The 24,818-nt window shown below is 70.0% G+C and carries 32 protein-coding genes; 16 read left to right on the plus strand and 16 right to left on the minus strand.

Features of this window, described 5'->3' with window-relative positions; genetic code table 11:
• Both amaB and hglS read right to left on the minus strand, forming a co-directional pair.
• Positions 1-1,530 (minus strand): L-piperidine-6-carboxylate dehydrogenase, encoded by a 1,530-nt coding sequence (gene amaB, locus BN977_RS23850; RefSeq protein ID WP_036402029.1) that lies wholly within the window; start codon positions 1,528-1,530, stop codon positions 1-3.
• Positions 1,527-2,735, minus strand: a complete 1,209-nt coding sequence (gene hglS / locus BN977_RS23855) for a 2-oxoadipate dioxygenase/decarboxylase (protein ID WP_036402032.1) — start codon at positions 2,733-2,735, stop codon at positions 1,527-1,529. The genes amaB and hglS overlap by 4 nt, the downstream gene beginning before the upstream one ends.
• Positions 2,736-2,765: 30 nt before the next feature.
• On the opposite strand from hglS, the gene BN977_RS23860 reads away from it, so the two are divergent.
• The gene (locus tag BN977_RS23860) at positions 2,766-3,224 is read left to right on the plus strand and encodes an Lrp/AsnC family transcriptional regulator (RefSeq protein WP_024454708.1); all 459 of its coding nucleotides are present in this window, start codon (positions 2,766-2,768) and stop codon (positions 3,222-3,224) included.
• 53 nt (positions 3,225-3,277) lie between these two features.
• Positions 3,278-4,624: an L-lysine 6-transaminase gene (gene lat, locus BN977_RS23865; protein ID WP_036402034.1), complete on the plus strand. Its 1,347-nt coding sequence runs from the start codon at positions 3,278-3,280 to the stop codon at positions 4,622-4,624.
• Here the strand turns inward: lat and BN977_RS23870 are convergent.
• On the minus strand, positions 4,621-5,838 hold the full coding sequence (locus BN977_RS23870) for a citrate synthase (RefSeq protein ID WP_036402036.1): 1,218 nt from the start codon (positions 5,836-5,838) through the stop codon (positions 4,621-4,623). The two genes, lat and BN977_RS23870, sit on opposite strands and share 4 nt — an antisense overlap.
• A 95-nt stretch (positions 5,839-5,933) precedes the next feature.
• On the opposite strand from BN977_RS23870, the gene BN977_RS23875 reads away from it, so the two are divergent.
• The gene (locus BN977_RS23875; RefSeq protein WP_036402038.1) at positions 5,934-7,082 is read left to right on the plus strand and encodes a citrate/2-methylcitrate synthase; all 1,149 of its coding nucleotides are present in this window, start codon (positions 5,934-5,936) and stop codon (positions 7,080-7,082) included.
• On the opposite strand, the gene BN977_RS23880 is transcribed toward BN977_RS23875, so the two are convergent.
• From BN977_RS23880 to BN977_RS23890, 3 genes are read right to left on the minus strand one after another with little or no spacing between them, the layout of a single operon-like run.
• Complete coding sequence (locus BN977_RS23880) at positions 7,065-7,598, minus strand: restriction endonuclease (RefSeq protein WP_036402040.1); 534 nt, start codon at positions 7,596-7,598, stop codon at positions 7,065-7,067. The genes BN977_RS23875 and BN977_RS23880 overlap by 18 nt on opposite strands.
• Positions 7,599-7,607: 9 nt before the next feature.
• Complete coding sequence (locus BN977_RS23885) at positions 7,608-10,211, minus strand: molybdopterin-dependent oxidoreductase (RefSeq protein ID WP_036402043.1); 2,604 nt, start codon at positions 10,209-10,211, stop codon at positions 7,608-7,610.
• The gene (locus BN977_RS23890) at positions 10,208-11,008 is read right to left on the minus strand and encodes an FAD binding domain-containing protein (protein ID WP_036402046.1); all 801 of its coding nucleotides are present in this window, start codon (positions 11,006-11,008) and stop codon (positions 10,208-10,210) included. Before BN977_RS23890 ends, BN977_RS23885 begins: the two co-directional genes overlap by 4 nt.
• 126 nt (positions 11,009-11,134) lie before the next feature.
• Here BN977_RS23890 and BN977_RS23895 point away from each other — a divergent pair, with 126 nt between their 5' ends.
• The 5 genes from BN977_RS23895 to usfY all read left to right on the plus strand — a co-directional run bounded on the left by BN977_RS23895 (position 11,135) and on the right by usfY (position 13,310).
• Complete coding sequence (locus tag BN977_RS23895; RefSeq protein ID WP_036402048.1) at positions 11,135-11,563, plus strand: SRPBCC domain-containing protein; 429 nt, start codon at positions 11,135-11,137, stop codon at positions 11,561-11,563.
• On the plus strand, positions 11,560-11,880 hold the full coding sequence (locus BN977_RS23900; RefSeq protein ID WP_036402050.1) for an ArsR/SmtB family transcription factor: 321 nt from the start codon (positions 11,560-11,562) through the stop codon (positions 11,878-11,880). The genes BN977_RS23895 and BN977_RS23900 overlap by 4 nt, the downstream gene beginning before the upstream one ends.
• Before the next feature lie 58 nt (positions 11,881-11,938).
• Positions 11,939-12,280: a hypothetical protein gene (locus BN977_RS23905; RefSeq protein ID WP_227456357.1), complete on the plus strand. Its 342-nt coding sequence runs from the start codon at positions 11,939-11,941 to the stop codon at positions 12,278-12,280.
• Positions 12,277-12,900, plus strand: a complete 624-nt coding sequence (locus BN977_RS23910) for a flavodoxin family protein (RefSeq protein ID WP_407661207.1) — start codon at positions 12,277-12,279, stop codon at positions 12,898-12,900. The genes BN977_RS23905 and BN977_RS23910 overlap by 4 nt, the downstream gene beginning before the upstream one ends.
• 101 nt (positions 12,901-13,001) lie before the next feature.
• Positions 13,002-13,310: a protein UsfY gene (gene usfY, locus BN977_RS23915; protein ID WP_024454719.1), complete on the plus strand. Its 309-nt coding sequence runs from the start codon at positions 13,002-13,004 to the stop codon at positions 13,308-13,310.
• A gap of 68 nt (positions 13,311-13,378) precedes the next feature.
• Here the strand turns inward: usfY and mbp1 are convergent, their stop codons facing one another.
• Positions 13,379-13,621 (minus strand): microaggregate-binding protein 1, encoded by a 243-nt coding sequence (gene mbp1, locus BN977_RS23920; protein ID WP_024454720.1) that lies wholly within the window; start codon positions 13,619-13,621, stop codon positions 13,379-13,381.
• A gap of 189 nt (positions 13,622-13,810) precedes the next feature.
• Here mbp1 and BN977_RS23925 point away from each other — a divergent pair, with 189 nt between their 5' ends.
• The 6 genes from BN977_RS23925 (at position 13,811) to BN977_RS23945 (ending at position 16,320) form a co-directional block, all read left to right on the plus strand.
• On the plus strand, positions 13,811-14,038 hold the full coding sequence (locus tag BN977_RS23925; protein WP_024454721.1) for a hypothetical protein: 228 nt from the start codon (positions 13,811-13,813) through the stop codon (positions 14,036-14,038).
• 19 nt (positions 14,039-14,057) lie between these two features.
• On the plus strand, positions 14,058-14,213 hold the full coding sequence (locus BN977_RS32520; protein WP_109790277.1) for a DUF6131 family protein: 156 nt from the start codon (positions 14,058-14,060) through the stop codon (positions 14,211-14,213).
• 32 nt (positions 14,214-14,245) lie between these two features.
• Positions 14,246-14,749, plus strand: coding sequence for a DUF6328 family protein (locus tag BN977_RS23930; protein ID WP_024454722.1), 504 nt, complete (start codon positions 14,246-14,248; stop codon positions 14,747-14,749).
• Between the two features lie 73 nt (positions 14,750-14,822).
• Positions 14,823-15,062: a hypothetical protein gene (locus BN977_RS23935; RefSeq protein WP_024454723.1), complete on the plus strand. Its 240-nt coding sequence runs from the start codon at positions 14,823-14,825 to the stop codon at positions 15,060-15,062.
• Positions 15,063-15,109: 47 nt separating this feature from the next.
• Positions 15,110-16,093, plus strand: a complete 984-nt coding sequence (locus BN977_RS23940) for a TIGR03557 family F420-dependent LLM class oxidoreductase (RefSeq protein WP_024454724.1) — start codon at positions 15,110-15,112, stop codon at positions 16,091-16,093.
• Positions 16,090-16,320 (plus strand): CDGSH iron-sulfur domain-containing protein, encoded by a 231-nt coding sequence (locus tag BN977_RS23945; RefSeq protein ID WP_024454725.1) that lies wholly within the window; start codon positions 16,090-16,092, stop codon positions 16,318-16,320. The genes BN977_RS23940 and BN977_RS23945 overlap by 4 nt, the downstream gene beginning before the upstream one ends.
• On the opposite strand, the gene BN977_RS23950 is transcribed toward BN977_RS23945, so the two are convergent.
• Genes BN977_RS23950 through BN977_RS23985 form a run of 8 tightly spaced genes read right to left on the minus strand, consistent with a single transcriptional unit; the run spans position 16,297 to position 21,553 of the window.
• Complete coding sequence (locus BN977_RS23950) at positions 16,297-17,295, minus strand: iron-containing redox enzyme family protein (protein WP_036402053.1); 999 nt, start codon at positions 17,293-17,295, stop codon at positions 16,297-16,299. The two genes, BN977_RS23945 and BN977_RS23950, sit on opposite strands and share 24 nt — an antisense overlap.
• Positions 17,296-17,297: 2 nt before the next feature.
• A complete protein-coding gene (locus BN977_RS23955) occupies positions 17,298-18,071 on the minus strand; it encodes a DoxX family membrane protein (protein ID WP_036402054.1) in 774 nt (257 codons plus the stop codon).
• Positions 18,072-18,111: 40 nt separating this feature from the next.
• Complete coding sequence (locus BN977_RS23960) at positions 18,112-18,435, minus strand: hypothetical protein (RefSeq protein ID WP_024454728.1); 324 nt, start codon at positions 18,433-18,435, stop codon at positions 18,112-18,114.
• A complete protein-coding gene (locus tag BN977_RS23965; protein ID WP_024454729.1) occupies positions 18,422-18,799 on the minus strand; it encodes a PRC-barrel domain-containing protein in 378 nt (125 codons plus the stop codon). Before BN977_RS23965 ends, BN977_RS23960 begins: the two co-directional genes overlap by 14 nt.
• Positions 18,796-20,025, minus strand: coding sequence for an Nramp family divalent metal transporter (locus BN977_RS23970; RefSeq protein ID WP_024454730.1), 1,230 nt, complete (start codon positions 20,023-20,025; stop codon positions 18,796-18,798). The genes BN977_RS23965 and BN977_RS23970 overlap by 4 nt, the downstream gene beginning before the upstream one ends.
• Positions 20,025-20,489, minus strand: a complete 465-nt coding sequence (locus tag BN977_RS23975; protein ID WP_024454731.1) for a hypothetical protein — start codon at positions 20,487-20,489, stop codon at positions 20,025-20,027. Before BN977_RS23975 ends, BN977_RS23970 begins: the two co-directional genes overlap by 1 nt.
• A 9-nt stretch (positions 20,490-20,498) precedes the next feature.
• Positions 20,499-21,344 (minus strand): SDR family oxidoreductase, encoded by an 846-nt coding sequence (locus BN977_RS23980; protein ID WP_036402057.1) that lies wholly within the window; start codon positions 21,342-21,344, stop codon positions 20,499-20,501.
• Positions 21,345-21,352: 8 nt separating this feature from the next.
• Positions 21,353-21,553, minus strand: a complete 201-nt coding sequence (locus BN977_RS23985) for an Rv3202a family protein (protein WP_036402059.1) — start codon at positions 21,551-21,553, stop codon at positions 21,353-21,355.
• Between the two features lie 79 nt (positions 21,554-21,632).
• Between BN977_RS23985 and BN977_RS23990 the strand changes: the two genes are divergently transcribed.
• Both BN977_RS23990 and BN977_RS23995 read left to right on the plus strand, forming a co-directional pair.
• The gene (locus BN977_RS23990; RefSeq protein ID WP_036402060.1) at positions 21,633-22,616 is read left to right on the plus strand and encodes a glycosyltransferase; all 984 of its coding nucleotides are present in this window, start codon (positions 21,633-21,635) and stop codon (positions 22,614-22,616) included.
• A gap of 58 nt (positions 22,617-22,674) precedes the next feature.
• On the plus strand, positions 22,675-23,901 hold the full coding sequence (locus BN977_RS23995) for a glycosyltransferase (protein ID WP_036402061.1): 1,227 nt from the start codon (positions 22,675-22,677) through the stop codon (positions 23,899-23,901).
• On the opposite strand, the gene BN977_RS24000 is transcribed toward BN977_RS23995, so the two are convergent.
• Entirely contained in the window at positions 23,835-24,785 is a 951-nt protein-coding gene (locus BN977_RS24000) for a glycosyltransferase family 2 protein (RefSeq protein WP_084172663.1), read from the minus strand. The two genes, BN977_RS23995 and BN977_RS24000, sit on opposite strands and share 67 nt — an antisense overlap.
• Between the last annotated feature and the right edge of the window lie 33 nt (positions 24,786-24,818).

The following is a 24,818-nucleotide window of genomic DNA, read 5'->3' on the forward strand; positions in this document are numbered from 1 at the left end:
TCAGCCGAATTGGACACCCTGAGCGAGCGGCAGCTCGGATGAGTAGTTGACGGTGTTGGTGGCCCGGCGCATATAGGCCTTCCACGAATCCGAACCCGACTCGCGGCCACCCCCGGTCTGCTTCTCGCCGCCGAACGCACCGCCGATCTCGGCGCCCGAGGTGCCGATGTTGACGTTGGCGATCCCGCAGTCCGAGCCGTCGGCCGCCATGAACCGTTCCGCCTCGCGGATGTCGGTGGTGAAGATCGCCGAAGAAAGACCTTGCGGCACGGCGTTGTTGAGTTCGATCGCCTCGTCGAGGGTGTCGTAGGTCAACACGTAGAGGATGGGGGCGAAGGTCTCGTCGTGCACCACCGCGGTCTGGGCGGGCATCCGCACCACCGCGGGCCGCACGTAGTACGAACTCTCCCCGAGATCGACGCGCTCCCCGCCGACCACCTCGCCACCGTCGGCGCGCGCCTGCTCCAGCGCACCCACCATGTCGCGGTAGGCGCGCTCGTGCACCAGCGGGCCGACCAGGGTGCCGTCGGCGGCCGGGTTGCCCACCGGCAGGCTGCGGTACGCCGCGGTGATCCGGTCGACCAACTCGTCGGCGATCGACCGGTGCGCGATGACCCGGCGCAGGGTGGTGCAGCGCTGCCCGGCGGTGCCCGCAGCGGAGAACACGATGCCGCGCAACGCCAGGTCCAGATCGGCGGACGGGGTGACGATCGCGGCGTTGTTGCCGCCGAGTTCCAGCAGCACCTTGCCGAACCGCTGTGCGACCCGGGGGCCGACCTCGCGACCCATCCGCACGGACCCGGTGGCGCTCACCAGCGCGACCCGCGGATCGTCGACCAGGAGCTCGCCGATCTCCCTGCCGCCCTGGATCAGTCGGCAGATTTGCCGCGGCGCGCCGACCTCGGCCGCGGCCCGCTCGACCAGCGCCTGACACGCCAGCGCCGTCAGCGGGGTGAGCTCGGACGGTTTCCACACCACGGTGTCGCCGCACACCAGGCCGACGGCGGTGTTCCACGCCCACACCGCCACCGGGAAGTTGAAGGCGGTGATCACGCCGACCACCCCGAGCGGATGCCAGGTCTCCATCAGCCGGTGCCCGGGACGTTCGGAGGCGATGGTCTTGCCGTACAGCTGCCGGGACAACCCGACGGCGAACTGGCAGATGTCGATCATCTCCTGCACCTCGCCGAGGGCTTCGGAGGTGATCTTGCCGGCCTCGACGGTGACCAGCGTGGCCAGATCGGCCTTGTGCTCGACGAGCAGTTCGCCGAGCCGCGCCACCACCTGGCCGCGCACCGGGGCCGGGGTGGTGCGCCAGGCGGTGAAGGCCTGCGCGGCTTCGGCGATGGCGGCTTCGGCGTCGGCGGCCGAGGTCTCGGCGACGGTGAACAACACGTCCCCGGTGATCGGGGTGCTGGCAGGCAGGCCGGCGTGTGCCTCGGTGAGGTCGGCGCCGATCGCCTGCAGTGCCAGGCGCACCCGGTCACGCAGCTCCCCGGCGGTGGGCAGGGTGGATTGCATGGTGGTCATGATGCCGCCTTCTGGTAGAGATCGTAAGGATCGTGGATGTGGTGGCCGATCGCGCCGGCCAGCCAGTCGAGGCTGTAGTGGGACGTGTCGGACGCATCGGCGACGCTGGCGTCGCGATCCAGGTTGGACCGGAAGATGCCGGCCGCCGATGCGGGGAGGAAATCTTCGTAGACAACGGGTCTGGTCGGGTCTCCGCCGACGTAGTAGGCCAGGCCGGCGGCAGCCATCTCGGCGTCGGTGCCGGGGAAGTGGTCGCTCCAGCGCGCCGGGTCGGCCATCGCGGCGTCGTAGCGCTGCCGGCCGAGCGGGGTGAGCGCCACCCCGCGGGCCTCGACCTCGCCGAAGCGGACCCGCAGCGCGCCGTCGAACTCGGCACCGTCGGCGCCGCGGAACCGGCGCGGCTCGGCCAGCGCCCGAAAAGACGTCTGCCGCAGCAACACCGCGGGACCGTCGGTGCGCGGCGGTCCCTGGATGGCGTCGATCATCGTGATCCCGCGTGCCGTCATCCGCCGGTAGAGCTCGTCGATGTCCAGCACTCGCGGTGTCAGGTGATTGATGTGGGTGGTGTCGACACCGGCGATGTCGGCGGCCACCGCCGACACCGCGCTCAACTCGTCGTACCAGGCCTTGTCGATGGGCGTCCGGGACAGTGCGAAGGCGGCGGTGGCGCGGGCCACGAAATCGTCCGCCTCGTCCGCGCGCGCCCCACCGGCGTCGGCGATGCGGCGGGCGTCGGCGATCAGCGCGGGGTCGAACAGCTGCCGCTGCGCGACGAACCGGTCCACCCTGGCCCGCAGATCGGCGTCGAAGAACCGGGCGTCCGCGGTGGCCAGCATCGAGGTGAACACCCGGAACGGGTTGAGCTCCAACTCTTGTGCCTCGATGGGCCGGAACGCGGTGGAGACCACCGGCACCGGGGAGGCGGCGTCGCGCAGATCGTAGAAGCCGACCGGGTACATCCCGAAGGCGGCGAAAAGGTCCGCGACATCGGCCATCTCGGCGGCATTGCCGACCCGGATGGCGCCGTGCCGCTCGGCGGTGACGCGCTGCAGCGAACCGAGCCGGTTGCTGCCGGCATCGCCGGCGCAGTCCCGGTTCACTTCGGTGCTGACCTGCACAAGGGTGGTGTAGGCGGGCACCTCGGTGCCGTACATGGCCGACAGTGCCGCGGCAAAAGCGGCGCGCAGCTGGGCAGGACGGATCATCGGCGTGTGCCCCTGCGATACAGTCCGGCCATGTCCGATGCCGACCATCTCGACGATATCGACCGGGCGCTGGTGCGCGAACTCCTCGTCGACGGCCGGGCCACCCTGGCGCACCTGGCGGCGACGGCGGGCTTGTCGGTGTCCGCGGTGCAGGCCCGGGTGCGACGGCTGGAATCGCGCGGTGTGGTCACCGGGTACGCGGCGCGCATCGACCCCGAAGCGGTCGGCAACATGCTGTCGGCGTTCGTCGCCATCACCCCTCTCGATCCGTCTCAACCCGATGATGCGCCCGCCCGCCTGGAGCACATACCCGAGGTGGTGTCGTGCCACTCGGTCGCGGGCGAGGAGAGCTACATCCTGCTCGTGCGGGTGGGATCGCCGCGGGGTCTGGAGGACCTGCTGCAACAGATCCGGACAGCCGCCAACGTACGCACACGCAGCACGGTCATCTTACAGACTTTTTACGAAGGCCGCGAATATTTACCGTAGATATTCCTGTTGTCGATACGTCAAACCGTAAATATTGCGTTAGTATCGCGGTCATGACTGCTGTCCTGCCCGACCGTGACGTGACCGTGCCTGCCGCCGAGGTACCCGCCGTGCTGAGTCGCAGCATCTTGGCCGACGGTTTCGACTTCGTCCTCGACACCGAGCGGTCCCGTGGTTCCTACCTGGTCGACGCCCGCAGCGGTGCGCGATACCTGGACATGTTCACGTTCTTCGCGTCGTCCGCGCTCGGCATGAACCATCCCGCGCTGACCAGCCCGGAGGCCCGCGCCGAACTGGGCACCGTCGCGGTGAACAAGCCGAGCAACTCCGACATCTACAGCGTGCCCATGGCCCGGTTCGTCGACACCTTCGCGCGGGTGCTCGGTGACCCCGCGCTGCCGCACCTGTTCTTCATCGACGGGGGAGCGCTGGCGGTGGAGAACGCGCTGAAGGTGGCGTTCGACTGGAAGAGCCGGCACAACGAGGCGCTGGGGCGAAGCGCGCCGGGCACCCGCGTGCTGCACCTGCGCGGCGCCTTCCACGGCCGCAGCGGATACACCATGTCGCTGACCAATACGGATCCCAACAAGGTGGCCCGGTTCCCGAAGTTCGACTGGCCGCGGATCGATGCACCGTATGTGCGCCCGGGCGCCGATCCGGTTGCGCTGGAAGCGGAATCGCTGCGGCAGGCGCGCGCCGCGTTCGAGCGCTACCCGCACGACATCGCCTGTTTCATCGCCGAGCCGATCCAGGGTGAGGGCGGCGACCGGCACATGCGTCCCGAGTTCTTCGCGGCGATGCGGGATCTGTGCGACGAGTTCGACGCGTTGCTGATCTTCGACGAGGTGCAGACCGGCTGCGGGATGACCGGGACCGCGTGGGCTTACCAGCAGTTGGGGGTGCGTCCCGACGTGGTGGCGTTCGGCAAGAAGACCCAGGTGTGCGGCGTGATGGCCGGCGGCCGGGTGGCCGAGGTGCCGGACAACGTGTTCGCCGTCAGCTCGCGGATCAACTCCACCTGGGGCGGCAACCTCACCGACATGGTGCGGGCCCGGCGCATCCTCGAGGTGATCGAGGCCGACGGCCTGATCGACAACGCCCGCGTGCTCGGGGAGTACCTGCTGGACCGATTGCGGGCATTGGCAACCGAATTCCCGGATGTGGTGCTCGATCCGCGGGGCCGGGGCCTGATGTGTGCGTTCAGCATGCCCACGACGGCGCTGCGTGACGACGTGGTCCGCACGCTGTGGGACCGGGGTGTCATCATGCTGCCCAGTGGGGTGGATTCGGTGCGGTTCCGGCCGGCGCTGACGGTGGCGCCGGCCGAGCTGGACGCCGCCATCGACGAGGTACGGGCCGCGGTGCGGGACGCAGTGCGCGACGTGCCGGGCGCGCTCTAGTTCGAGCGTTTACCCACGTACACCCCCTCGGGGCGGAAACGCAGCATCGATTCGTTGTACTCTTCCAGCGCGTGCGCCACCCAACCGACGATCCTGGCGATGCCGAAGACGGCTTCCGGCGCGTCGGCGGGCATCCGGAACTGGAGCGCCATCGCGGCCAGTGCCAGATCGGAGTTGACGAAATCGCTTGCCGAAGCGATGGTTTCCACGGCGGCGCGAACGCGGGTGCCGCCACCGGCGCGCGCCAGCAGGTCCAGCAGCGCCAGTGCGCGCGGATCGTGTTCGCGGTAGATGCGGTGTCCGGTACCCGGAATGCGCTCCCCGGCGCGCAGGCTCGCGGCCACCGCGGCCACCGGATCGGCGAGGGCGGCATGCAGATAACGGTAGGCGGCGGTGGCCGCACCGCCGTGCATGGGACCGTCGAGCGCGGCCAGCCCCGCGGCGACAACCGAATACACGCCCGCCCTTGCGCTGGCGGCGACCCGCGCGGCGACGGTACTGGCCGCCAGGTCGTGGTCGGCAAGCAGCACCAGGGCGGCGTTGAGCACGCCCACCCGGGCGGGGGTGGGAGACAGCGGTGAGAGTTTGGGCCACAGTCGTTTTGCGTACGACCCGGTGGTGACGTCGCCGCGCACGGTGGGCAGTGCCGACGATACGGCTTCCAGGATCTGCAGCCCTTTGGTGGCGACCACCGTTCCGGTGCGCTGATAGCGCAGCGGGTCCGACGCGCCGGCGAGGTCCACCGCGATGCGCACCACGTCCAGCAGGCCGGCGGTGTGCGGCAGGGCCGACCGCAGGTGGGTGGTCGCGGCGTCGTCCAGTGGTGAAGGTTGCGCGGGTACGTCGTGATCCCACAACAACCGCGCCACATCGAGGAAATCCCGGCTCACCAGTTCGCGGGCCGGGACGCCGCGGTAGCACAGCTCGTCGCCGGAGAGCGAGGTGAGCTGGGTGCGTATCCGCTCCACCACCCCGGCCGGTGGGCGGGCCCGCACGCCGGCACCGGCCAGCGCTTCGACCTCGTCGACGGCGAACACGCTGCCGCGCACCCCGGCGATGCGCACGCTGTGCAGGCGGCCGCGGCTGACGTAGGCATACACCGACTCGCGCTTGATCCCGAGCACCTTGGCCACCTGTGCGGTGCTCAGGTAATCGTGCCCGTCGTGGTCGATCGCGGCAGGCCAGCGCCGCGTATGTCGCCGGTGTGCTGCCATGGCGGCGTTCCTTCGTATTGATCGAGTCAACATTGACTGACGTCAACATTAACCCGAATGTGGTTGTACCGCTTGAGCAGAAGGAGGACTGCGCGATGGCCGACACCCTCATCGAGGCCGCACCCGGGCTGGCCAACATCGTGGCCGCGGACACCGCGATCGGCGACGTCCGCGGCGACGAGGGCTTCTATCACTACGGGCCGTATTCGGCCGTCGAGCTCGCCGCCACCCGCACCTTCGAGGAGGTGTGGTTCCTGTTCGTGCACGGCCGGTTGCCGTCACCCGACGAGGCGGCCGCGTTCGCCGCTCACACCGCGACGCTGCGCACCATCCCGGCCGACGTCGCCCCGATCCTGCGGATGGTCGCACTCGGCGGCGCCGCGGAACACCCGCTGGCCGCGCTGCGCACGGTGCTCTCGGCGGTGGCCACGGCACTCGATCTGCGACCGGTGTGGGACCTCGACGACGACGCCCGCCGCCGCGACGCGCTGTTGTTGGCGGCGATCACCCCGACGGTGCTGGCCGCCCTGCACCGGATCGGGCAGGGCCTGGATCCGGTGCCCCCGGACCCGACCCTGCCGGTCGCGGCACACTGGCTCTACCTGCTGACCGGGCGGCGGCCGACCGCCGAGCACGCCCGCGCCATCGAGCAGTACCTGATCGCCACCGTCGACCACGGCTTCAACGCCTCGACGTTCACCGCGCGGGTGGTGGCCTCGACCGGCGCCGATGTCGGGTCCGCGATCTGTGCCGCGTTGGGTGCTTTCTCCGGCCCGTTGCACGGCGGTGCACCGGACCGTGCGCTGGACGCCCTCGACGCGATCGGTGACCCCGCCAACGCCGCGGCCTGGACACATGCGGCCCTCGATCGCGGCGAACGCATCATGGGGTTCGGGCACGCGGTGTACCGCACCGCCGATCCGCGCGCCGAGCTGTTGAAGTCGATCGCCACCGGCCTGGGCGGTGAGCTCGCCGATCGCGCCGTGCGGGTGGAGCGCGACGTCACCGAGGTGCTCGCGCAGCGACGGCACGGCCGGGAGCTGCGGGCCAATGTGGAGTTCTATGCCGGCGTGGTGATGGAACAGTGCGGGGTGCCGCGCGCGATGTTCACCCCCACGTTCGCGGTGAGCCGGGTGGTGGGCTGGTCGGCGCACATCCTGGAACAGGCCCGGTCCCGCAAGATCATCCGGCCGCGGGCTCGCTATGTCGGGCCGGAGCCGGTGCGGTCAGCCCTGCGCGAGTAGCGCCCGGATGGTGGAGCGGAGCCTGGGCAGCTCGGCGCCGCCGACCAGGGTGCACCCGTGCAATTCGGCGAGTTTGCGTGCGGCCGGGGTGAACTCGTGGTTGGTCACCACCATGGTGCGGGTGCAGTCCTGCATGGGTGCGCCGGCCACCACCTCCTGGACGGCGCCGGTGCCCACCGGCCGGGCTTGGCGTTTGCATTGGATGGCAAGCCGATTCGGCCGGCGACCGACGATCAGGTCGACGCCCCAGTCCCCGGTCAGCGAGGTCATGATCACCGGGACGCCGCACGACCGCGCGATGCGGGCGACGTGATCCTCGAACTCGGTGCCCGACATCGCGCCGACAGTGTCCTCCCGGGGCGAGGGCGTGCGCAGCCCGGCGACGAAGTGCGGGCCGATGCGCAGGACCGCCGGTGCGGCGACCGCGCACGCCAGGGCGGTCTGCCACTGCTGCCCGTAGGCGTAGGCCGCCGAACCGGCGGCAATCCCGGTCACCAGCAGTGGTCGGATACGCACGGGCGCATATTAGGACGCGGGGCCGACATCCCCGTGCAGCGCCCGCCAGACCCGGGCCGGGGTCATCGGCAGCCGATACATCCGCGCCCCGCACGCCCGCGCGATCGCATTGGCCAGCGCCGGGGCCACCGGGTTGTACGGGGATTCGCTCATCGACTTGGCGCCCAGCGGCCCGAGCTTGTCGTAGGTGTCGGCGAAATACACCTCGGTGACGGGCAGGTCGGCAAGTTGCGGAATGTGGTAGTTGCGCAGGGTTGTGGTGGTGACCTCGCCGCGCCCGTCGACCCGGATCTCCTCGAACAGGGCGGTGCCGATGGCCTGGGCCACCCCGCCCTCCACCTGGCCGCGGCACTGCTCGGGATTCATCACCACCCCGGCGTCGGCGGCCTGCACCGATTGCAGGATGCGCACCTCACCGGTCTCGACGTTCACCGCCACCCGGAACCCGTGCACGTTGAAGGCCACCGACCGGGGCGTGCCCTCGTGGCGGCCGTGACCGGTCAGCGGACGGTGCGTGACACCGGAGTTCAGCAACTGGCGTAGTTCGCGGCAGGCGGACTGCACCGCCAGCCCGGCGACCACGGTGCCCGCCGACCCGAACGCCCCGGTGTCGTAGGCGGTGACGTCGGTGTCGGACTGGCGCAACCGCAACCGGCTCATCGGAACGCCCAGCGCCTCGGCCGCCAGCCGCAGGTGCACCGTCGAGGTGCCGTTGCCGAACTCGGTGGTGCCGACCGACAGCGTGTACATGCCGTCGGCGTCGAGTGTGACCGACGCGTCCGAATAGTGGCCGCGCGGCGGAATCGTCGCGATCATCGCCACCGCCATCCCCTCGCCGACGCGCCACTGCGATCCCTCCGGCGGTTCGGCGGCGTTGCCCCGGGTCAGCGCCGCCTGGACCAGGTCCAGACATTGATCGAGACCGTAACTGCCGAAGGTGAGGTCGTCGTCGGCCACGTGCGAATCGACGAACGCATCGCCGGGCACCACCACGTTGCGCCGGCGCAGCTCGAAGGGGTCGATGCCCAGCCGGTCCGCCAACTCGTCGAGCGCGGATTCGACGGCAAAGATCACCTGCCCCAAGCCGTAGCCCCGGAATGCGCCGGACGGAAGATTGTTGGTGTACACCGCCTGGGCGTCCACCCGTTTGTTCGGGCACCGGTAGACGGCCATCGATTCACCGCAGCCGTGGAACATCACGCCGGGGCTGTGATTGCCGTAGGCGCCGGCGTCGGCCAGCACGTCGATGGCCAACGCGGTGAGCACGCCGTCCGCGCCGGCGGCGACGGTGGCGGCCACCCGGAAGGGATGCCGGCACGGGGCGGCGACGAACTCGTCGGTGCGGCTGAACTCGTAACGCACCGGGCGGCCCAGACGCAGCACCGCCAACGCCACCAGGTCCTCGGTGAGCAGCTCCTGCTTGCCGCCGAAACCACCACCGACGCGGGCGGTGAACACCCGGACCCGGGACTGGTCCAGCCCGAAGAGGTGACACAGCTCGTCGCGGACCAGGAACGGCACCTGGGAACTGGTGCGGATCACCACACGGCCGTCCGCGTCGATCCAGCCGGTGCTGCCGTGGGTTTCCAGGTGGCTGTGCTGGACGCGCTGGGTAGACCACCGCCCGCGCACCACCGCACCGCCGGCGTCTTCGGCCGCGGCGATACCGGCGGCGATATCGCCCACGCCGCCGTGCAGTTCGGCCACGATGTTGCGTTGCGCGTCGGCGATGCGGGCCGAGGCGTCCTTGTCGCCGTGTATCGCCGGGGCACCGGGGCGGCGGGCCTGCTCCGGGTCGAACACCGCGGGCAGTTCGGCGTATTCGACGGCGATGGCCCGGCAGGCCTTCTCGGCGGCGGCCAGGCTGTCGGCGACCACGGCGGCCACCCGCTGCCCGATGAACCGGACCGTCCGGTCGAGCACGTAGGTGTCGTCGGGATCGTCGGTGCGGTCCTCGTGCCGGGCGGTGGAGAACGGCACGGCCGGGCTGTCGAGGTGGGTGAGGACCAGCCGCACCCCCGCGACCCGCTGCGCCGCCGACGTGTCGATGGACACGATGCGGGCATGGGCGACGGGACTGCGCAGCACCGCGAGGTGGAGCAGCCCGTGCGGCGCATGGTCCATGGTGTACTGCTCGGTGCCGGTCACCACCCGGCGCGCGGCGGGCGCGCCGGGGGACGCGTCGCCGGTGTTGACGGTCCCGGCCAGCGCGTCGGTGATGGCGCGGTAACCGGTGCAGCGGCACAGGTTTCCCTTGAGGTGCTCGGGCAGATTCGCGCGTTGATCGGCGGTCAGCGCCGACGCGGTGGTGACCATTCCGGCCGTGCAGAAGCCGCACTGGAAGCCCGCCGCGTCGGCGAAGGCGCGCTGCACCGGATGCAGGTCGTCGGGGGTGCCCAGCCCGGCGACCGTGGTCACCGACCGTCCGGCGGCGCGGAACGCCGGGTACACGCACGAGTGCACCGCGGCGCCGTCGACCAGCACCGAGCAGGCGCCGCAGTCACCCGCGTCGCAGCCCTTCTTGACCTCGAAGTGACCGTGCTCGCGCAGGTAGGTGCGCAGGCATTGGCCGGGCCGCGGATTGTCCTGAGCCGGTTCGCCATTGATGATCATGAAAGCTCCGCCGCCACCTGCCGGGCGAGTACCAGCGTCATCGCCCGCCGCCAGTCTGGGTCGCCGTGGGCGTCGTCGGTCCAGGCGGTGTCGGGGATCTGCGCGTGGGCGGCGGCCAACTCGTCCGGGCCGGGTACCGCGGCGAAGGTGAACGTGTAGGGCCGCACCGTCGCGGCCGTCACGGACAACGCGAACCGGCCGTCGGGGTCGAGCCGCCCGATGACCACCACCGCGGAGCGGCCCAGCGGCGAGGGGGCCAGCTTGCGAAAGGCGGTGCGGGCGCTGAGGGTGTGCGCCGGGAGGAACACCGAGCGCACGACGTCACCGGCGGCCAGCATGGTGGTCGACTCGCCGGTGACGAATCCGTCTATCGGGCAGCGGTATTCGGTGCCGTCGGGACGCCACACCGTCACCGTGCCGGCGAGTGCGGACACCATCGAGATCATCGCGCCGGCCGGGAAGGCCAGGCAGAGGTTGCCGCCGACGGTGGCGGTGTGCCAGATCTTGAACGAGGCCAGCAGGGCCGTGCAGCACTGGTGCAGCAGCGGGACGCCGAGCTCGCCGGACAACCGGGACACCTCGGCGACGGTGCAGGTGGCGGCCAGCTCGACGCCGTCGGCGGTGCGGGTGACCGACGGCCACCGCAGGCCGGCCAGGTCCACCAATCGGGTCAGCTGGGGCTGCGGTTCGGAGAACAGCCAGGTGCCGCCGGCCAGCACGGCGTCGCCGGGGCCCAGGGGCCACAGCTCGTCGCGGTGCCGCGGGGTGTCGATCACCTCGACGTCGTTGAGATCCACCTGTCGACGGTAATCAAGCCGCGCCGGAACCGCATGCCCAATGACTGCAACCTGGGGGTTGCAGTTGTCACCGCGATATGCAACTGTGGAGTTGCACATCAATCCCGCAGACACTCAGGAGACCTCATGGAAGCCCTGGCGATCACGCGCAGCATCGACATCGACGCCCCCATCGACCGGGTATGGTCGGCGATCACCCAGGCCGACCTGATCGCCCAATGGTTCGGCGACACCTGCGAATTCGACGCGGTCCCCGGCGGCACCGGCTTTTTCGGCTGGGAACAGCACGGCAAGCACCGGGTGGTGGTCGAACACATCGAAGCGCCAAGGGTTTTGGTGTATCGCTGGGCGCACGCCGCCGACGTCGAACCGGTGCCGGGCAATTCCACCGTGGTCCGGTTCGAGCTCACCGAGATCGACGGCGGCACCCGGCTGGACCTGCTGGAGACCGGTTTCGAGGAACTGCAGGATCCGCAGGCCGCACACGCCGACAACACGGGTGGCTGGACCGCCGAACTCGGCGAGCTCGTCGAATTCGTGCAGCGCCGGCCGTGACGGCGGTCCCGGGGGTGCTGGCCGTGCTGGCCGACGAAACCCGCTGGCAGATCCTCACCGAACTGGGCGCCCAGGACCTGTCGGCCAGTGCGCTGGCGGCCCGCATGCCCGTCAGCAGGCAGGCGATAGCCAAGCACCTTGCGGTGCTTGCCGACGCCGGGCTGGTGGAACCGGTGCGGGCCGGCCGCGAGATCCGCTACCGGGCACTGGGCGCCCGGCTCAGCGCGCTGGGCGCGGAGCTGGACCGCATCGGCCGGCGGTGGGACGAGCGGTTGGCGGCCATCAAGCGGATCGCCGAGGGCGCCGGCCCGGCGTAGCGTGGACGGTGCGTTTACCGGTCGGGTTCCCGGGAACCCGGCGGTGATGAGGGCAACCATGCACGACAACAGCGGTATCGGTTCGGCGGTGCGGTTCGGCCTGTTCACCGCGGTCGCCGGCGTGACCTTCCTGGTGGTGGCGGCGCTGCTGGTGAGCTCCTGCCACGGCGCGGTCGCGGACTCGGCCGCGTGCGGGCCGCCACAGCGCCTGGCGCTGGCCCTGGGCGCGCCGGTCATCCTGCTCGTCGGTGGGTTGCACGCCTTCGTGCGCACCTACCGCGCGTGGAAGCAGCGGCAGACCTGGTGGGCGTGGCAGGGGGCCGGCTGGTTCCTGATGATGCTGATGTTGCTCACCCTGACCATGGGTCTGCCTGCCATGGCCGGCCCGGTGCTCGGATGATGACCGCCGTGTCGCCACCGTGCGCGCTGGCCCTGGTGTGCAGCCTCAAGCCCAGCCCGGCGCGCTCCAGCAGTGAACTGATGGCCGACCACGTCTGCTCGGCGCTGCGCACGATGGGCGTCAACACCGAGACGCTGCGGTGTGCCGACCATGCCATCGCTCCCGGCGTGCAGGCCGATATGGGCGACGGCGACGAGTGGCCACGGATCCGGGAGAAGGTGCTGGCCGCGGACATCCTGGTGCTCTCGACGCCGGTGTGGCTGGGCCACCCGTCGAGCGTCGCCCAGCGGGTGCTGGAGCGGCTGGACGCCGACCTGTCCACCACCGACGAACTGGGCAGGCCCGTCATGGTGGACAAGGTGGCCGTCGTCGCCGTGGTCGGCAACGAGGACGGCGCGCACAAGACCGTCGCCGATCTGTTCCAGGCGCTCAACGACATCGGCTTCTCCATCCCGGCGCAGGGGTGCACCTATTGGAACGGTGAGGCGATGGGCAGCACCGACTACCAGGACCTCGACCGGGTACCGGACGCGGTGTCCTCGGCGACGGTGGCCGCGGCCCGCAATGCGGCGCACCTGGCCGAGACGCTGCGCACCGGCGGCTACCCGCGGTACGCCTGAAAGCCGATTGCCTTCCGTCGCGCACGTCGGCGATCTACCCTTGATGACAGCCTTTCCATCGGCTCGTAGCGGCCGGGAGGTGAGGGAGAAGGAGGGTTGCCATGAAGGGCCCGAAAGACCCGGTCGATCACACCCGCACGACGCGCCCACATGCCGGTGAGTCCATGAAGGACAACCTGATCATGCCGGCGCTCATCCTCATCGGAGTCGCCTTGGTGCTGTTCGTCGCGAGCCTCGCGGCGTTCGCGACAAAGCATTTCGATGTCGGCTTGACGGTGGCCACCCTGTCCGGTGCCGGGCTGCTGGTGGGTGCGCTCTGGCTGGCGCTGGAGCACGTGCGGGTACGCAGGATCGAAGATCGTTGGTACGCAGCACATCCCGAGGCGCCGCGGCAGCACCCCAACAGCTGAGCGCACCCAGCCCGGCAGCCCCCCGAAGGGGGATCTGCCGGGCTGGGTGGTTCCCCTCGAGTCGGGGGTCAGCGGTGCTGCTCGGCCCGCTGGCGCTCTTCGGCGGCCTGCGCCCCACCGCGGGCGGCGTCGGCCTCCGCTTCCTTCTTGGCGGCGTCGCGCTGCGCATCGGCCTTGTCCTGCTGCGCCTTGCCTTCGTCGGTGAGGTCCTGGCGGCCGGTCACCGTGCCGACGGCTTCCTTGATCTTGCCCTTGGCGTCCTCGACGACGCCGCTGACGGCCTCTTCGGGTCCGGTCTTCTTGTCGGTCATGATTACCTTTCCGCTACCGGAGTGGATTGGTGTCTGACGCGGCGGCACTGCCGCGCACCCTCGGTGGTTTCCCGTCCCGGCGCGGCCGCAAACACCCGGCCCGTTGCGGTATCCCGCGCTCGGGCGTGGTTTCGCCGACGACCCGATCGGGTATCCGGCTGCCACTGGATACGACCGATGGAGGCTTCCATGTTCCGGGGATTAGCCGGCACGATCGTGTTGGTCTGGCTGTTGATCGGGGTGTTGGCGGCCTGGCAACGCGACTATTTCCACACCGGCCAAACGAACTGCGCCACAGCGGGTCAGATCGCGCTCACCGTCCTGGCCGGCCCATTGAACTACGCCGGTGTCAATCCCAAGGTGGTCGACTGCCGGCTGCCCGAGCCCAGCGCCATGCCGTCCTTCGTTCCGGCCTGATCGGTGAAATGAGGTAATCATGGTGGTTCTCGGAGCGATCCTGCTGATCCTCGGACTCATCCTCAACGTCTACGTGTTGTGGGTGGTCGGGGTCATCCTGCTGGTGGTCGGCGCCGTCTTCTGGCTGCTCGGATCGGTCGGACGGCCGGTCGGCGGTCGCCGCTACTGGTACTAGCCCGCGACCGGTCATCGGCATGGACCATGGGCATCGACGTCGACCATCCCGAGCGTGACCAACAGTGGAACAACGCGGCCCGCGGGGAGACGGCAGCCCAACGGCTCGACCGGAATTGGTCCAGCCTGCTCCAGGAGCTACGGGTGGTCGAGACGGGTGTGCAACTGCTCACCGGCCTGCTGCTGACGCTGCCGTTCCAGAACCGGTTCGACCGGCTGGATGCCGGGATGCGGGTGGTCTACCTGATCACCGTCGGCTGTTCGCTGGGGGCCACCATGCTGCTGGTGGCGCCGATCGGCATGCACCGGATGATGTTCCGCCAGCATCGCCTGGACGTGATCGTCGCCGGCGCGCACCGGCTGGCCTATTACGGGCTGATCCTGCTGGCGCTGGCGTTGGCGGGCGTGTCGGTGCTCATCTTCGACGTGGTGGTCGGTTCCCGTGCCGGCATCCTGGCAGGCGGCGTGACCGCGCTGGCACTGATCGGGCTGTGGCTGGTGCTGCCGCTGGTGCTGCGCAATCGGCCACCCCCCTGACAGGTTTCGCCGCGCGTCCGCCGGGAACCCGACGGGCGCACGAGCAGACGATCTGAACAGAGGTGCATATCCGATGTCCCATCTAGAGTCCGGCCATGTCACCGGAACCAAGGACAAGAACTACGACCTGATCTGGTTCGTCGAGGCGTCGCTGAACAACGCGTTGCGGATGGCCTCCTTCATCGAGGACGCCGAGCGCGAGGGCGACACCGAGTTGGCCGAATTCTTCCGCAAGGCACACAGCGAGAGCCGCAAGGGCGGCGAGCTGGGCAAAGCGCTTCTGGCGCAGCGGCTGTCACCGACCACCGCGTGAGGTAGCCGGCACGTTTGTCGCCGGACACCGTGGGGTACCTGGGGAGCATGACCAGCTTCGGCTACACCTTGATGACCGAACAGAGCGGCCCCAAGGATTTGGTCCGCAACGCCGCGGCCGCCGAGGCGGCCGGTTTCGACTTCGAGGTCTGCAGCGACCACTTCTCGCCATGGCTGGCCGCCCAGGGCCACGCCCCGCACGCGTGGACGGTGCTGGGCGCGGTGGCCCACGTGACCGAACGGGTGGAGCTGTACTCCTATGTCACCTGTCCTACCATCCGGTACCACCCCGCCGTCGTCGCGCAACAAGCCGCGACACTGCAGATACTGGCCGACGGCCGGTTCACCCTGGGCCTTGGCACCGGCGAGAACCTGAACGAGCATGTCGTGGGGAAGGACTGGCCCACCGTCGGCCGGCGCATCGACATGCTTGCCGAGGCCATCAAGATCATCCGGGAACTGTTCAGCGGCGAGCTGGTCGACTTTCGCGGCGAGTTCTTCGAAGTCGACTCGGCCCGGCTGTGGGACATCCCGGATGTGCCGGTGGCCCTGGCGGTGTCGATGACCGGGGCGAAATCGGTCGAGAAGCTGGCCGATTTCGCCGACCATCTCGTCGACACCGCACCCGACGGCGACGTCGTCGAGACGTGGCGACGTCGCCGCCGGGCGGTCGGCCTGCCCGACGGCCGCGTGATCGGCCAACTGCCGGTGTGCTGGGATCCCGACCGGGACAAGGCAATACAGCGCGCACACGAGCAGTTCCGCTGGTTCGGCGGTGGCTGGTCGGTGAACGCCGACCTGCCGACGACGGCGGGTTTCGCCGCCGCCAGCAAGTTCGTCCGGCCCGAGGACGTCGCCGAGAGCATCCCGTGCGGACCCGACCTGGACGCCATCGTGGAGGCCGTGCGGCCCTACCGGGACGCCGGATTCACCGATATCGCGCTGGTCCAGGTCGGCGGCCAGGCCCAGGACCAGTTCCTGGCCGAGGCCGCCGAGCCGCTGCTGGCCGCCCTGCGGGCGGAACTGGGATGACCGACCGCCGGGTGGTGCAGGTGGTCGCCGGTGGTCCGGTGATCGTGGAGGGGCCGGTGTCCATCGAGATGCCCGACGGCCGGGTGGTGGAATCGGACCGGTTCAAGGTCGCCATCTGCGCGTGCCGCCGGTCCCGGGCCTATCCGCTGTGCGATACCAGCCACCGGAAGAAGCTCAGGAAGAGCCCGAAATCAGACCCGAAATCAGCCCAGCGGCAGCAGGAGTGAGCTGCGCTGGTCGCGCCAGCATTTCATCAGATGATCGGCCAACCGGTCCTCGACCAATTCGAAGGCCCGGATGCCGAACACCACGTCGGCCTCCAACTCGGGCTCGCGGGCCAGCAGGTCACCCACCACGTCGGTGCGCACCACCTGCTCGTGGACGGCGTCGGCCTCCACGTGCTCGGCGTAGAACCGCGTGCACGGCTCCGGCGCGCCCATCCGGTCCAGCGCATCGACCAGCCGCTGCGACCCCGGTGAGGAGGTGATCTCGGTGGCCGCGAAATGCCCCACCGTCGCGCCGCGCCACCGCCGGTGCAGGCCGAAGAACGACATCAGGTTCACCACCGCCAGCGACTCGGCCGGGACGGTCTCCAGGTACGCCAGATAGCCGTCATCCAGCCCGGCCGCCGCCATCAGGTCGGCGAACAGCCGCTGATGCACCTGGGCGCCCCGACCGCCGCCGAATTCGTCGAATTCGACCGCCACGAAGGACGCCTTGGCCTGGCCGACCAAGCGGGGGATGACCCAGGCGTGTGGATCGGCCTCCTTGAGGTGGTAGATCGACCGGTGCACGAAGTATTCGCGCATCTGCTCCCAGTTGCCCTCGGCCAGCAGAAAATGGGACGGGCCGCTTCCGTCGACGGGTTCGGTGGACAGCCGGTCCATCTCACCGGCCGCGTCCAGCCCGCCCAGCTCTCCGACGCCACGCCGGATGTCGGCCAGGAACGCCTCCTCGAGCCGGCCGCGGAACTCGATCAGCGCCGGATCCCACTCCAGCCGGGGATCCACCCCGGCGAAACCGCGATAGAACAACTCGTAGCACAGCTGCAGGGCCAGCTGGAGGTCAAGTCCATAGGGATCCGTTCCGGCCAGCTCGGTGTCCAACGAACCGTCGAGGTCCGCACCGGTGGTCAGCCGGTCGATCACCGCGCCGGAGAGGGGGCCTGCCGGTGCGGGGAGGCCACGTGTGATCTGGCCCATGGTCAGACCTGCTGGCGCAGCCGGTGCCAGCCGGTCGTGAGCTGATCGCTGCCCTGTTCGATGGCGGTCTCGGCGAGTTCGGCGCCCTTGCGGCGGGCCTTCTCGGCGATCGGCGCGCCGCGCTCGATGGCGGTTTCGGCCAGTTCGGTGCCGCGGCGGCGGGCCTTCTCGGCGATCGGGGCGCCCCGCTCGATCGCGGTGGCGGCCAGTTCGCGTCCGCGTTCGGCACCGACCTGCAGGCCGTGGCCGATCTTCTCGGCGATCTCGGCGATCTCGGTGTCGGGACCGCCGTCACCGATCGGGAGGGCGGCCGAGACGGCGCCCGCGGCCAGCCGCGCGGCACGGCGGCCGCGCCAGCCCAGGGAGGGCTTGCCCGCGGTGTCGGCCGACGCCAGCACGAGCCCGCCGATCAGGCTCAGATCGGTGAGGAAACCCCGCCGTTTGGCGGCCTTGCGCTCCGGATCGGATTCGTTCCAGAACATGTGATCGCCCAGATTGCCGGGGATCACCGTCGCGGCCAGCAGCGCCGAGGCGACCCGCGGAATGCGGCCGGTGGCCAGCAGCAGACCGGCGCCGATCTGAACGCCGGCATTGACCCGCGCGACGGTCACCGCATCCGACGGCACCTTCGTGCCGACGGGGTCGGGCAGCGTCTGCAGGCCTTCCAGCGTCGGTCGCACGACATCGGAAGCGGACTTGGTGTCAAGGAGGGTCTCGACGCCCTGCCCGATGAACGCGACGGACAGCAACGGACGGGCGACTCTGCGCAGCAACATGTGGTGCGGGATTCCCGGCATCAGCCGCGCCGAAACATCCTCAGGGCAGCGCCGCGGGCGCCCGGGTGTAACCGGGCCGCAAGGTGATCCGCTCCGAGCCGATCCGCGCGATATCGGACCAAGCGGCCACGAAGGTGCCGCGGTGGCGCCACCGGGCCAGCGCGGCGATGAGGACCGGGGCGTTCGTGCCGGTGCGGTCATAGCCGAGAAAGGACGAGCCGGTGCGCGGGCTCACCACCAGGCCGAGCACCTCGGGCCTGCCGTGGCGGTCACCGGGCACCGAGAGCCGGATGTCGACCACCGTGCCCACCGGATGGTGGCCGGCGTCGACGACGGCGATGCCGAGAAGCCTACTCAGCTGCATGCCGGCCTCCGGGAAGATGGCAGATGATGTGGTCGCGCAACCACTGTTCCACCCAGTGCACGTCGGTGACGATGTCCGTGGGTGCCACCTGCACGGTGACACCGACCCGGATCACCTTGTCCCACGGGATCTCCCGCAGCCGGGACCGGGGCGGGGCGCCGCCGAAGATCCTGGTGCCGAGCACCTGACCGGACAGGATGCCGGTGACCGTCGGGGCCGGTGCGCCGGCGGGGATCTCGCGGTCCAGGTCCACGCCGTCCAGTTCCAGATCGTCGACGATGCCCACCGGATCGCCGTCGTCGTCGACGAGTTGGCGGTCCAGCAGATGGAGCCGGGCATCCAGGATCCGCTGCGAGGCCTTCACTGCCCGGCTCCCGTCACGATCATCAGCGGGATCGCGGCCAGCGATGCGACCACGATGATCACCAGGTACACCGAGCCCAGCACGTTGGTCGCCTTTCCGTTGACGTGGTCGCCCATGTACTCGCGGTCGTTGGCCACGATGAGGATGGGCAGATAGGTCAGGGGGAGTGCGATCGCGGAGAACACCACCGAGTACTCCGTCACCAGCACCGGATCCACACCGGTGTAGAGGACCGCGACGCCGAGCACGATGGAGACCAGCATCACCGTGTGGAAGCGCGCCGCGTCGGCGGGCTTGCGGAATTTGCCCCAGCGCCAGCCCAGGAACTGCGCCAGGATGTAGCCGCTGGACAACGTGGTTTCCAGCGCCGCACCGAACGTCGCCGCCACGATGCCGATGATGGCGAAGGCCAGTGCGAGTTTCCCGCCCGCCGCGGCCACCGGCATGACGACCTGGGACAGCGAGGTCACCTCGATCCCGCCGGGCAGCAACACGATGGTGGCGCACGCCGCGATCGCCACCGACAGCACGCCGCCGAGCGGGAACCCGACCATCACGTTGAGCCGGGAGACACCGAGATCCTTCGTCTTCCAATGCTCCTCGACCGCGCCGGAGGAGAAGAAGAACACCTCGTACGGTGTCATCGCCGCGCCGAAGAGGGCGATGGCGTAATACCAGTAGGTGGCCGCCGATTCGGATTCGGGAATGACCGGATGGGTGACGGCATGCCCCAGCGCCGACCAGTCGGGCATCAGGGCGAACACGGCGACGGCGAAGACGATGAGGCACAGCCCGGTGACCCCGGTGACGTTCTCCATGATGCTGAACTTCACCCGCCACACCACGATCCATATCGCAAAGGCGGCCAACGGAATCCACACCATGCGGCCGACGTCGCTGGCCAACTGCAAGGCCAGCGCGACACCGCCGATCTCTGCCGTCAGGGTCATCAGGTTGATCAGGAAGGACGCGCTCAGGTTGGCCGCCGCGGTGCGCGGGCCGAGGCGCTCCCGGATGAGCTCGAAGGTTGCTCGACCGCTGACCGCGGCCACCCGCCCGGCCATCTGGGCAAACAGGCAGATGCCCACCACGCCGACCACCACCACCCAGGCCAGCGCCAGCCCGAACCGTGACCCGACAACGGCGTTGGTCACCAGATCGCCGATGTCGAGGAAACCCCCGATGGCGGTCAGGATGCCCAGTGCTACCGCGAAGAACTTCTTCATCAGCGGTAACCACCCTCCAGGGTCGCCGCCGCCGTGAGCAGTCGGTCCTGCAGTGTCGGCAGCGGCGGTTGCCCGGCCACACCACGCACCGCGACGGATGCGGTGTTGAGTTCGGTGATGATGCCGGTGACGGCTTCGGCCAGCATGCTCTGGCGGCGCACGTCGACCGGATCCTGCACCCGCAGTTCGGCAATGCCCTGATAAGCCTTGACCGCCTCGTCGCGGGCATCGGAGATCTGCACGGCGGCCAGCTGCGCGGTGGACCGGCCGCGGTGGAACAGATCGAGCGCCAGCGCGCCGCTGCGCGCGGCCGCGGTGCTCTCCTGCATGGCCTGCGCCAATTGGCCCGGCGCGCCGTCGCGGTTGGCCGGGCACTGCGTCAGCAGCAGCCCGAGCGCCACCGCGCACGCCACCGCGAGGAGTGATTTCCGGATGGCCCGCGGTCGTTTTCCCTTGCGCTGCATGACCGGTCCTCAGCCCGGCAGGGTCTCGCCGCCCAGCGGCGAGAGGACTTCGCCGCTGTAGTACGACGACAACAGATCGGCCGCGAAGAAGACGTACGACGGCGCGATCTCGTCGGGTTGCGCCGGGCGGCCCAGCGGGGTGTGACCGCCGAACGATTCCACTTTGTCCTGCGGCATGGTGGCGGGGATCAGCGGTGTCCACACCGGTCCGGGCGCCACGCAGTTGACCCGGATCCGGCGGTCGGCCAGGGACTGCGCCAGCGCGTAGGTGAAGGCCAGGATGGCGCCCTTGGTGGCCGAATAGTCGATCAGCGTCTTGTTGCCGCGCAACCCGTTCACCGATGCGGTGTTGATGATGGCCGCGCCGTCCGGGAGGTGCTCCAGCGCCGCCTTGGTGACCCGGAAGAAGCTGTCTATGTTGACGGCGAAGGTGCGTCGCCACTGTTCGTCGGAGATCTCCGACAACGATTGCCGCGGCGCCTGGTAGGCGGCGTTGTTCACCAGGAGGTCCAGCCCACCCAGTTCTCCGACGGTGCGGCTGACCACCGTCGCGCAGTGCCCCGCGTCGGCGAGGTCACCGGGCAGCAGCACGCACCGGCGCCCGGCGGCGCTCACCAGCGACGCGGTGTGCGCGGCGTCTTCGTCCTCCTGGAGGTAGGCGATGGCGACATCGGCGCCCTCCTTGGCGAATGCCACGGCCACCGCCCTGCCGATACCGGAATCCCCACCGGTGATCAGGGCGCGCCGCCCCGCCAGCAGGTCGCGGCCCACGTAGTGGCGCATCTCGTCGCGGGGCGGGTCCGCCATGTCCGCGGTGTGCCCGGGGTAGGGGATCACGTTGTCGGACGGCTCCATCGCGGGCCTCAGCCTTCCCGGCCGAAATCGTCGTCATCGGTGTCGACGATCTCGTTCTGCTCCTGCCAATCTGCTCCGGAGGCCTCCAGCGGCGGCGCGGCCGGGTCGGTCACCGGGTTCTCGTCATCGGGCACCGGTTCGGTGACATCGCGGAGCTGCTCGACCGCATCCGCCTCCGGCACCGCATCAGGGAACTGTTCGCGGTCCATTCGAGCGGGGTACCCGGGCGGTCAAGATCGAAAACACTTCGCACGTTTAAGAGAGAAGTGCCAGGGTACTTCGGCGTCCATGCAGACGGACCACCAGCGCACAGTGCTCGTATGGCACGTGCACGGTTCCTGGACCGAATCGTTCGTCGCGGGCCCGCACCGCTACCTCGTTCCGGTCGCGACTGCCGGTGAGGAAGACGACGCACGTGGCCTCATGGGCCGCAATTGGCCACGCGCGCAGGAGGTCCCGCTCCATTCGTTGCGTGAGCACGATATCGACCTGGTGGTGTTGCAGCGGCCGGAGGACCTGGCCGCCACGTACCTGTGGCTGGGCCTGCGGCCCGGGGTGGACATCCCGGCCGTCTATGTCGAGCACAATGCCCCACGGCCCCATCCGGTGGACAGCGTGCATCCCGTCGCGGGCCGCCGTGACATCCCCATCGTGCACGTCACCGATTACAACCGGCTGATGTGGGACAACGGGATCGCGCCCACCTTCGTGATCGACCACGGTGTGGCCGACCCCGGCCACCTGTACACCGGCGACGTGGCCGCCGCGGCCACGATGATCAACGAGCCGTTGCGCCGGTGGCGCACCGTGGGCGCCGATCTGCTGGCCGAGCTGTCCAGGTCGGTTCCCGTCGATGCGTGGGGCATGGGCACCGAGGAGCTCAACCACGACAGGGCCGGCCTGACCGGAAAGGTGCGCGGCAAAGGTGACGTGGCCGCCCCGCAGTTGTGGCGGCACGTCGCGCGGCGGCGGGTGTATCTGCACACCGCCCGCTGGACATCGTTGGGGCTGTCGCTGATCGAGGCGATGTATCTCGGTATGCCGGTGGTGGCGGTCGCCTCGACGATGGCGCCGCTGGTGGTACCGGCGCAGGCCGGCGTGGTGAGCGCCGACGTCCGGGCACTGGCCCGCGCGGTGGAGGGCTACGTGCGGGATCCGGCCGCGGCCGCGGCGGCAGGCAAAGCCGCCAGGGACTACGCCGTCGAGCATTTCGCGCTCGGCCGGTTCCTCGCGGAGTGGAACGACGTCATCGACGACCACTGCCGGAAATGAGCCCGGGGACGGGCGCTGCCGTCGGCGTCGAGGCAGTTTGTTGGAGAAGGAAGGCGCAATGAGGATAGCGATGGTGTCCGAGCACGCCAGTCCGCTTGCGGCGCTGGGCGGAGTGGACGCCGGCGGACAGAACGTCCACGTGGCGGCGCTGTCGGCGGCGATGGCCCGGCGCGGGCACGAGGTGGCCGTGTACACCCGCCGCGACGACGCCGGCATCGACGAATGCGTGCGAACCCCGGACGGTTACACGGTGGTGCACGTACCGGCCGGACCAGCCGAACCCATTCCCAAGGACGAGATGTTGCCCTACATGGGGCAGTTCGCGCGGTTCCTGTACCAGCGCTGGTCGTCCAACCGGCCCGATATCGCGCACGCCCATTTCTGGATGTCCGGTGTCGCCACGCAGCTGGCCGCGCAACCGCTGAATATCCCTGCGGTGCAGACCTTTCACGCGCTCGGGGTGGTCAAACGCCGGCACCAGGGCGGCCAGGACACCAGCCCCCTCGAGCGGCTCAAGCTGGAGGCGCTGGTCGCACGCAACGCCACGTGGGTGGCGGCCACCTGCACCGACGAGGTGTTCGAGCTGATCCGGTTGGGCCGGTCCAGGGCCCGCACCTCGGTGGTGCCGTGTGGGGTGGACATCGACCGGTTCACGCCCGACGGGCCGGTGGCGCAGCGCGGGGACATGCGGCGCATCATCAGTGTCGGCCGATTCGTGCCGCGCAAGGGATTCGACGTGGTGCTGCGGGCGCTGCCGGCGATCCCGGACACCGAATTCGTCATCGTCGGTGGGCCGGACGCCGCCCACCTGAACGACGATGCCGAGGCACGGCGGCTGATGACCCTCGCCGAGGATCTCGGCGTGGCCGACCGCGTGCGGCTGTGCGGCGCGGTGGCCCGCGCCGACATGCCCGCGATGCTGCGTTCGGCCGATGTGGTGGCGTGCACGCCGTGGTACGAACCGTTCGGCATCGTCCCGCTGGAGGCCATGGCGTGTGGGGTGCCGGTGGTCGCCGCCGCGGTGGGCGGGATGCTGGACACCGTCGTCGACGATGTGACCGGGCGGCTGGTGCCGCCGAAACGGCCGGACGTGTTCGCCGAAGTGGTCAATGGACTGCTGCGCAACGACTTTGCCCGCCGTGGTCTCGGCGCCGCGGGCCGGGACCGGGCCCGGGCCCGGTACTCCTGGGACCGGGTCGCCGCCGATACCCTGCGGCTCTACGACCGGCTCTGCCCGGTCGGGTTCGGCCACCCCCCGTCACGGACGAAGGTGTCGTCGGGATGAGCACCTTCCAGCATCGCGAGGTGGCGTTCGACGGCGGCGGGCAGGCGCCGGCGCGCGCGCAGCACCGACGGCAGCGACCGCACCGCCTGCCCGGTCGCCCGCAGGTGCGCGGTATCGCGCGCCGCGGACCCGAACAGGCTTGCCGCACTGCGCAGTCCGTGCCGCAGGGGCCTGCGCAGCCAGGAGGTGAGCGCGGTGTTGCGCAACACCCTGGCCTGCTGGGCGGCCGTCGGTTCGCGCAGCGGCGAGGGCTGGTGGAAGGCGGTCAGCTCCGGGCAGTAGCACAGCTGCCAGCCGGCCGCCGCCAGATCCATTGCCAACAACTGCTCCTCACCGCGGAAATGCAGGATCGGGCTGAATCCGCCCACCGCCTCGAAGGCGCTCTTGCGCACCATGGCGGCGCACGCCATGAAGCCCAGGACGGCCGGGCCCGGCAGATCCGCCCGGCTCGGCAGCGGGCTGCCGGCCAGATGCGCCACCATCGGGTCCTCGCCGCCGCCCGGCCACACCACGGTGCGGGCGGCCAGCAGGGCCAGGTCGGCATGGCTGTCGAAGAGCTCGACCCCACGACCGGGGGAGTCGGGCGCCCACCACGAGTCGTCGTCGCAGAACGCGATGTACGGGGTGCGGCTGTTCGCGACGCCGATGTTGCGGGCCACGGCCCCCAGGTTATCGCCCAGCGCCAGCACCTGTACCCGCGGTTCGCCGGTGGCGACCCGGCGGATCCGCGCCACCGAGTCGTCGTGGGAGTGGTTGTCCACCACCACGATCGGGCACCCGGTGGTGTCCAGCAACCGCTGAACCACGGCCGCGAGTTCGTCACCGCGGTCCCTGGTGGCGATCACGAAGGTCATCCGTTCATCGAGCGCTGCTGGACGAGTCATAACCGGCACGGCTACCCACGGCAACGATTGGCA

The organism is Mycolicibacterium cosmeticum, assembly GCF_000613185.1.
GTDB classification, from domain to species: Bacteria; Actinomycetota; Actinomycetes; order Mycobacteriales; family Mycobacteriaceae; genus Mycobacterium; species Mycobacterium cosmeticum.

Bases quoted from the DNA above. Each gene is read 5' to 3' on its own strand.
- BN977_RS23985 (WP_036402059.1), bottom strand. From the start codon at position 21,553: ATGGACCGCGAACAGTTCCCTGATGCGGTGCCGGAGGCGGATGCGGTC.
- BN977_RS23975 (WP_024454731.1), bottom strand. From the start codon at position 20,489: ATGCAGCGCAAGGGAAAACGACCGCGGGCCATCCGGAAATCACTCCTC.
- BN977_RS23990 (WP_036402060.1), top strand. From the start codon at position 21,633: ATGCAGACGGACCACCAGCGCACAGTGCTCGTATGGCACGTGCACGGT.
- BN977_RS23935 (WP_024454723.1), top strand. From the start codon at position 14,823: ATGTCCCATCTAGAGTCCGGCCATGTCACCGGAACCAAGGACAAGAAC.
- BN977_RS23875 (WP_036402038.1), top strand. From the start codon at position 5,934: ATGGCCGACACCCTCATCGAGGCCGCACCCGGGCTGGCCAACATCGTG.
- BN977_RS23955 (WP_036402054.1), bottom strand. From the start codon at position 18,071: ATGTTGCTGCGCAGAGTCGCCCGTCCGTTGCTGTCCGTCGCGTTCATC.
- hglS (WP_036402032.1), bottom strand. From the start codon at position 2,735: ATGATCCGTCCTGCCCAGCTGCGCGCCGCTTTTGCCGCGGCACTGTCG.
- BN977_RS23995 (WP_036402061.1), top strand. From the start codon at position 22,675: ATGAGGATAGCGATGGTGTCCGAGCACGCCAGTCCGCTTGCGGCGCTG.
- BN977_RS32520 (WP_109790277.1), top strand. From the start codon at position 14,058: ATGGTGGTTCTCGGAGCGATCCTGCTGATCCTCGGACTCATCCTCAAC.
- BN977_RS23860 (WP_024454708.1), top strand. From the start codon at position 2,766: ATGTCCGATGCCGACCATCTCGACGATATCGACCGGGCGCTGGTGCGC.
- lat (WP_036402034.1), top strand. From the start codon at position 3,278: ATGACTGCTGTCCTGCCCGACCGTGACGTGACCGTGCCTGCCGCCGAG.
- BN977_RS23905 (WP_227456357.1), top strand. From the start codon at position 11,939: ATGCACGACAACAGCGGTATCGGTTCGGCGGTGCGGTTCGGCCTGTTC.
- BN977_RS24000 (WP_084172663.1), bottom strand. From the start codon at position 24,785: ATGACTCGTCCAGCAGCGCTCGATGAACGGATGACCTTCGTGATCGCC.
- BN977_RS23885 (WP_036402043.1), bottom strand. From the start codon at position 10,211: ATGATCATCAATGGCGAACCGGCTCAGGACAATCCGCGGCCCGGCCAA.
- BN977_RS23870 (WP_036402036.1), bottom strand. From the start codon at position 5,838: ATGGCAGCACACCGGCGACATACGCGGCGCTGGCCTGCCGCGATCGAC.
- BN977_RS23925 (WP_024454721.1), top strand. From the start codon at position 13,811: ATGTTCCGGGGATTAGCCGGCACGATCGTGTTGGTCTGGCTGTTGATC.
- BN977_RS23970 (WP_024454730.1), bottom strand. From the start codon at position 20,025: ATGAAGAAGTTCTTCGCGGTAGCACTGGGCATCCTGACCGCCATCGGG.
- mbp1 (WP_024454720.1), bottom strand. From the start codon at position 13,621: ATGACCGACAAGAAGACCGGACCCGAAGAGGCCGTCAGCGGCGTCGTC.
- BN977_RS23895 (WP_036402048.1), top strand. From the start codon at position 11,135: ATGGAAGCCCTGGCGATCACGCGCAGCATCGACATCGACGCCCCCATC.
- BN977_RS23940 (WP_024454724.1), top strand. From the start codon at position 15,110: ATGACCAGCTTCGGCTACACCTTGATGACCGAACAGAGCGGCCCCAAG.
- amaB (WP_036402029.1), bottom strand. From the start codon at position 1,530: ATGACCACCATGCAATCCACCCTGCCCACCGCCGGGGAGCTGCGTGAC.
- usfY (WP_024454719.1), top strand. From the start codon at position 13,002: ATGAAGGGCCCGAAAGACCCGGTCGATCACACCCGCACGACGCGCCCA.
- BN977_RS23960 (WP_024454728.1), bottom strand. From the start codon at position 18,435: ATGCAGCTGAGTAGGCTTCTCGGCATCGCCGTCGTCGACGCCGGCCAC.
- BN977_RS23945 (WP_024454725.1), top strand. From the start codon at position 16,090: ATGACCGACCGCCGGGTGGTGCAGGTGGTCGCCGGTGGTCCGGTGATC.
- BN977_RS23980 (WP_036402057.1), bottom strand. From the start codon at position 21,344: ATGGAGCCGTCCGACAACGTGATCCCCTACCCCGGGCACACCGCGGAC.
- BN977_RS23950 (WP_036402053.1), bottom strand. From the start codon at position 17,295: ATGGGCCAGATCACACGTGGCCTCCCCGCACCGGCAGGCCCCCTCTCC.
- BN977_RS23910 (WP_407661207.1), top strand. From the start codon at position 12,277: ATGATGACCGCCGTGTCGCCACCGTGCGCGCTGGCCCTGGTGTGCAGC.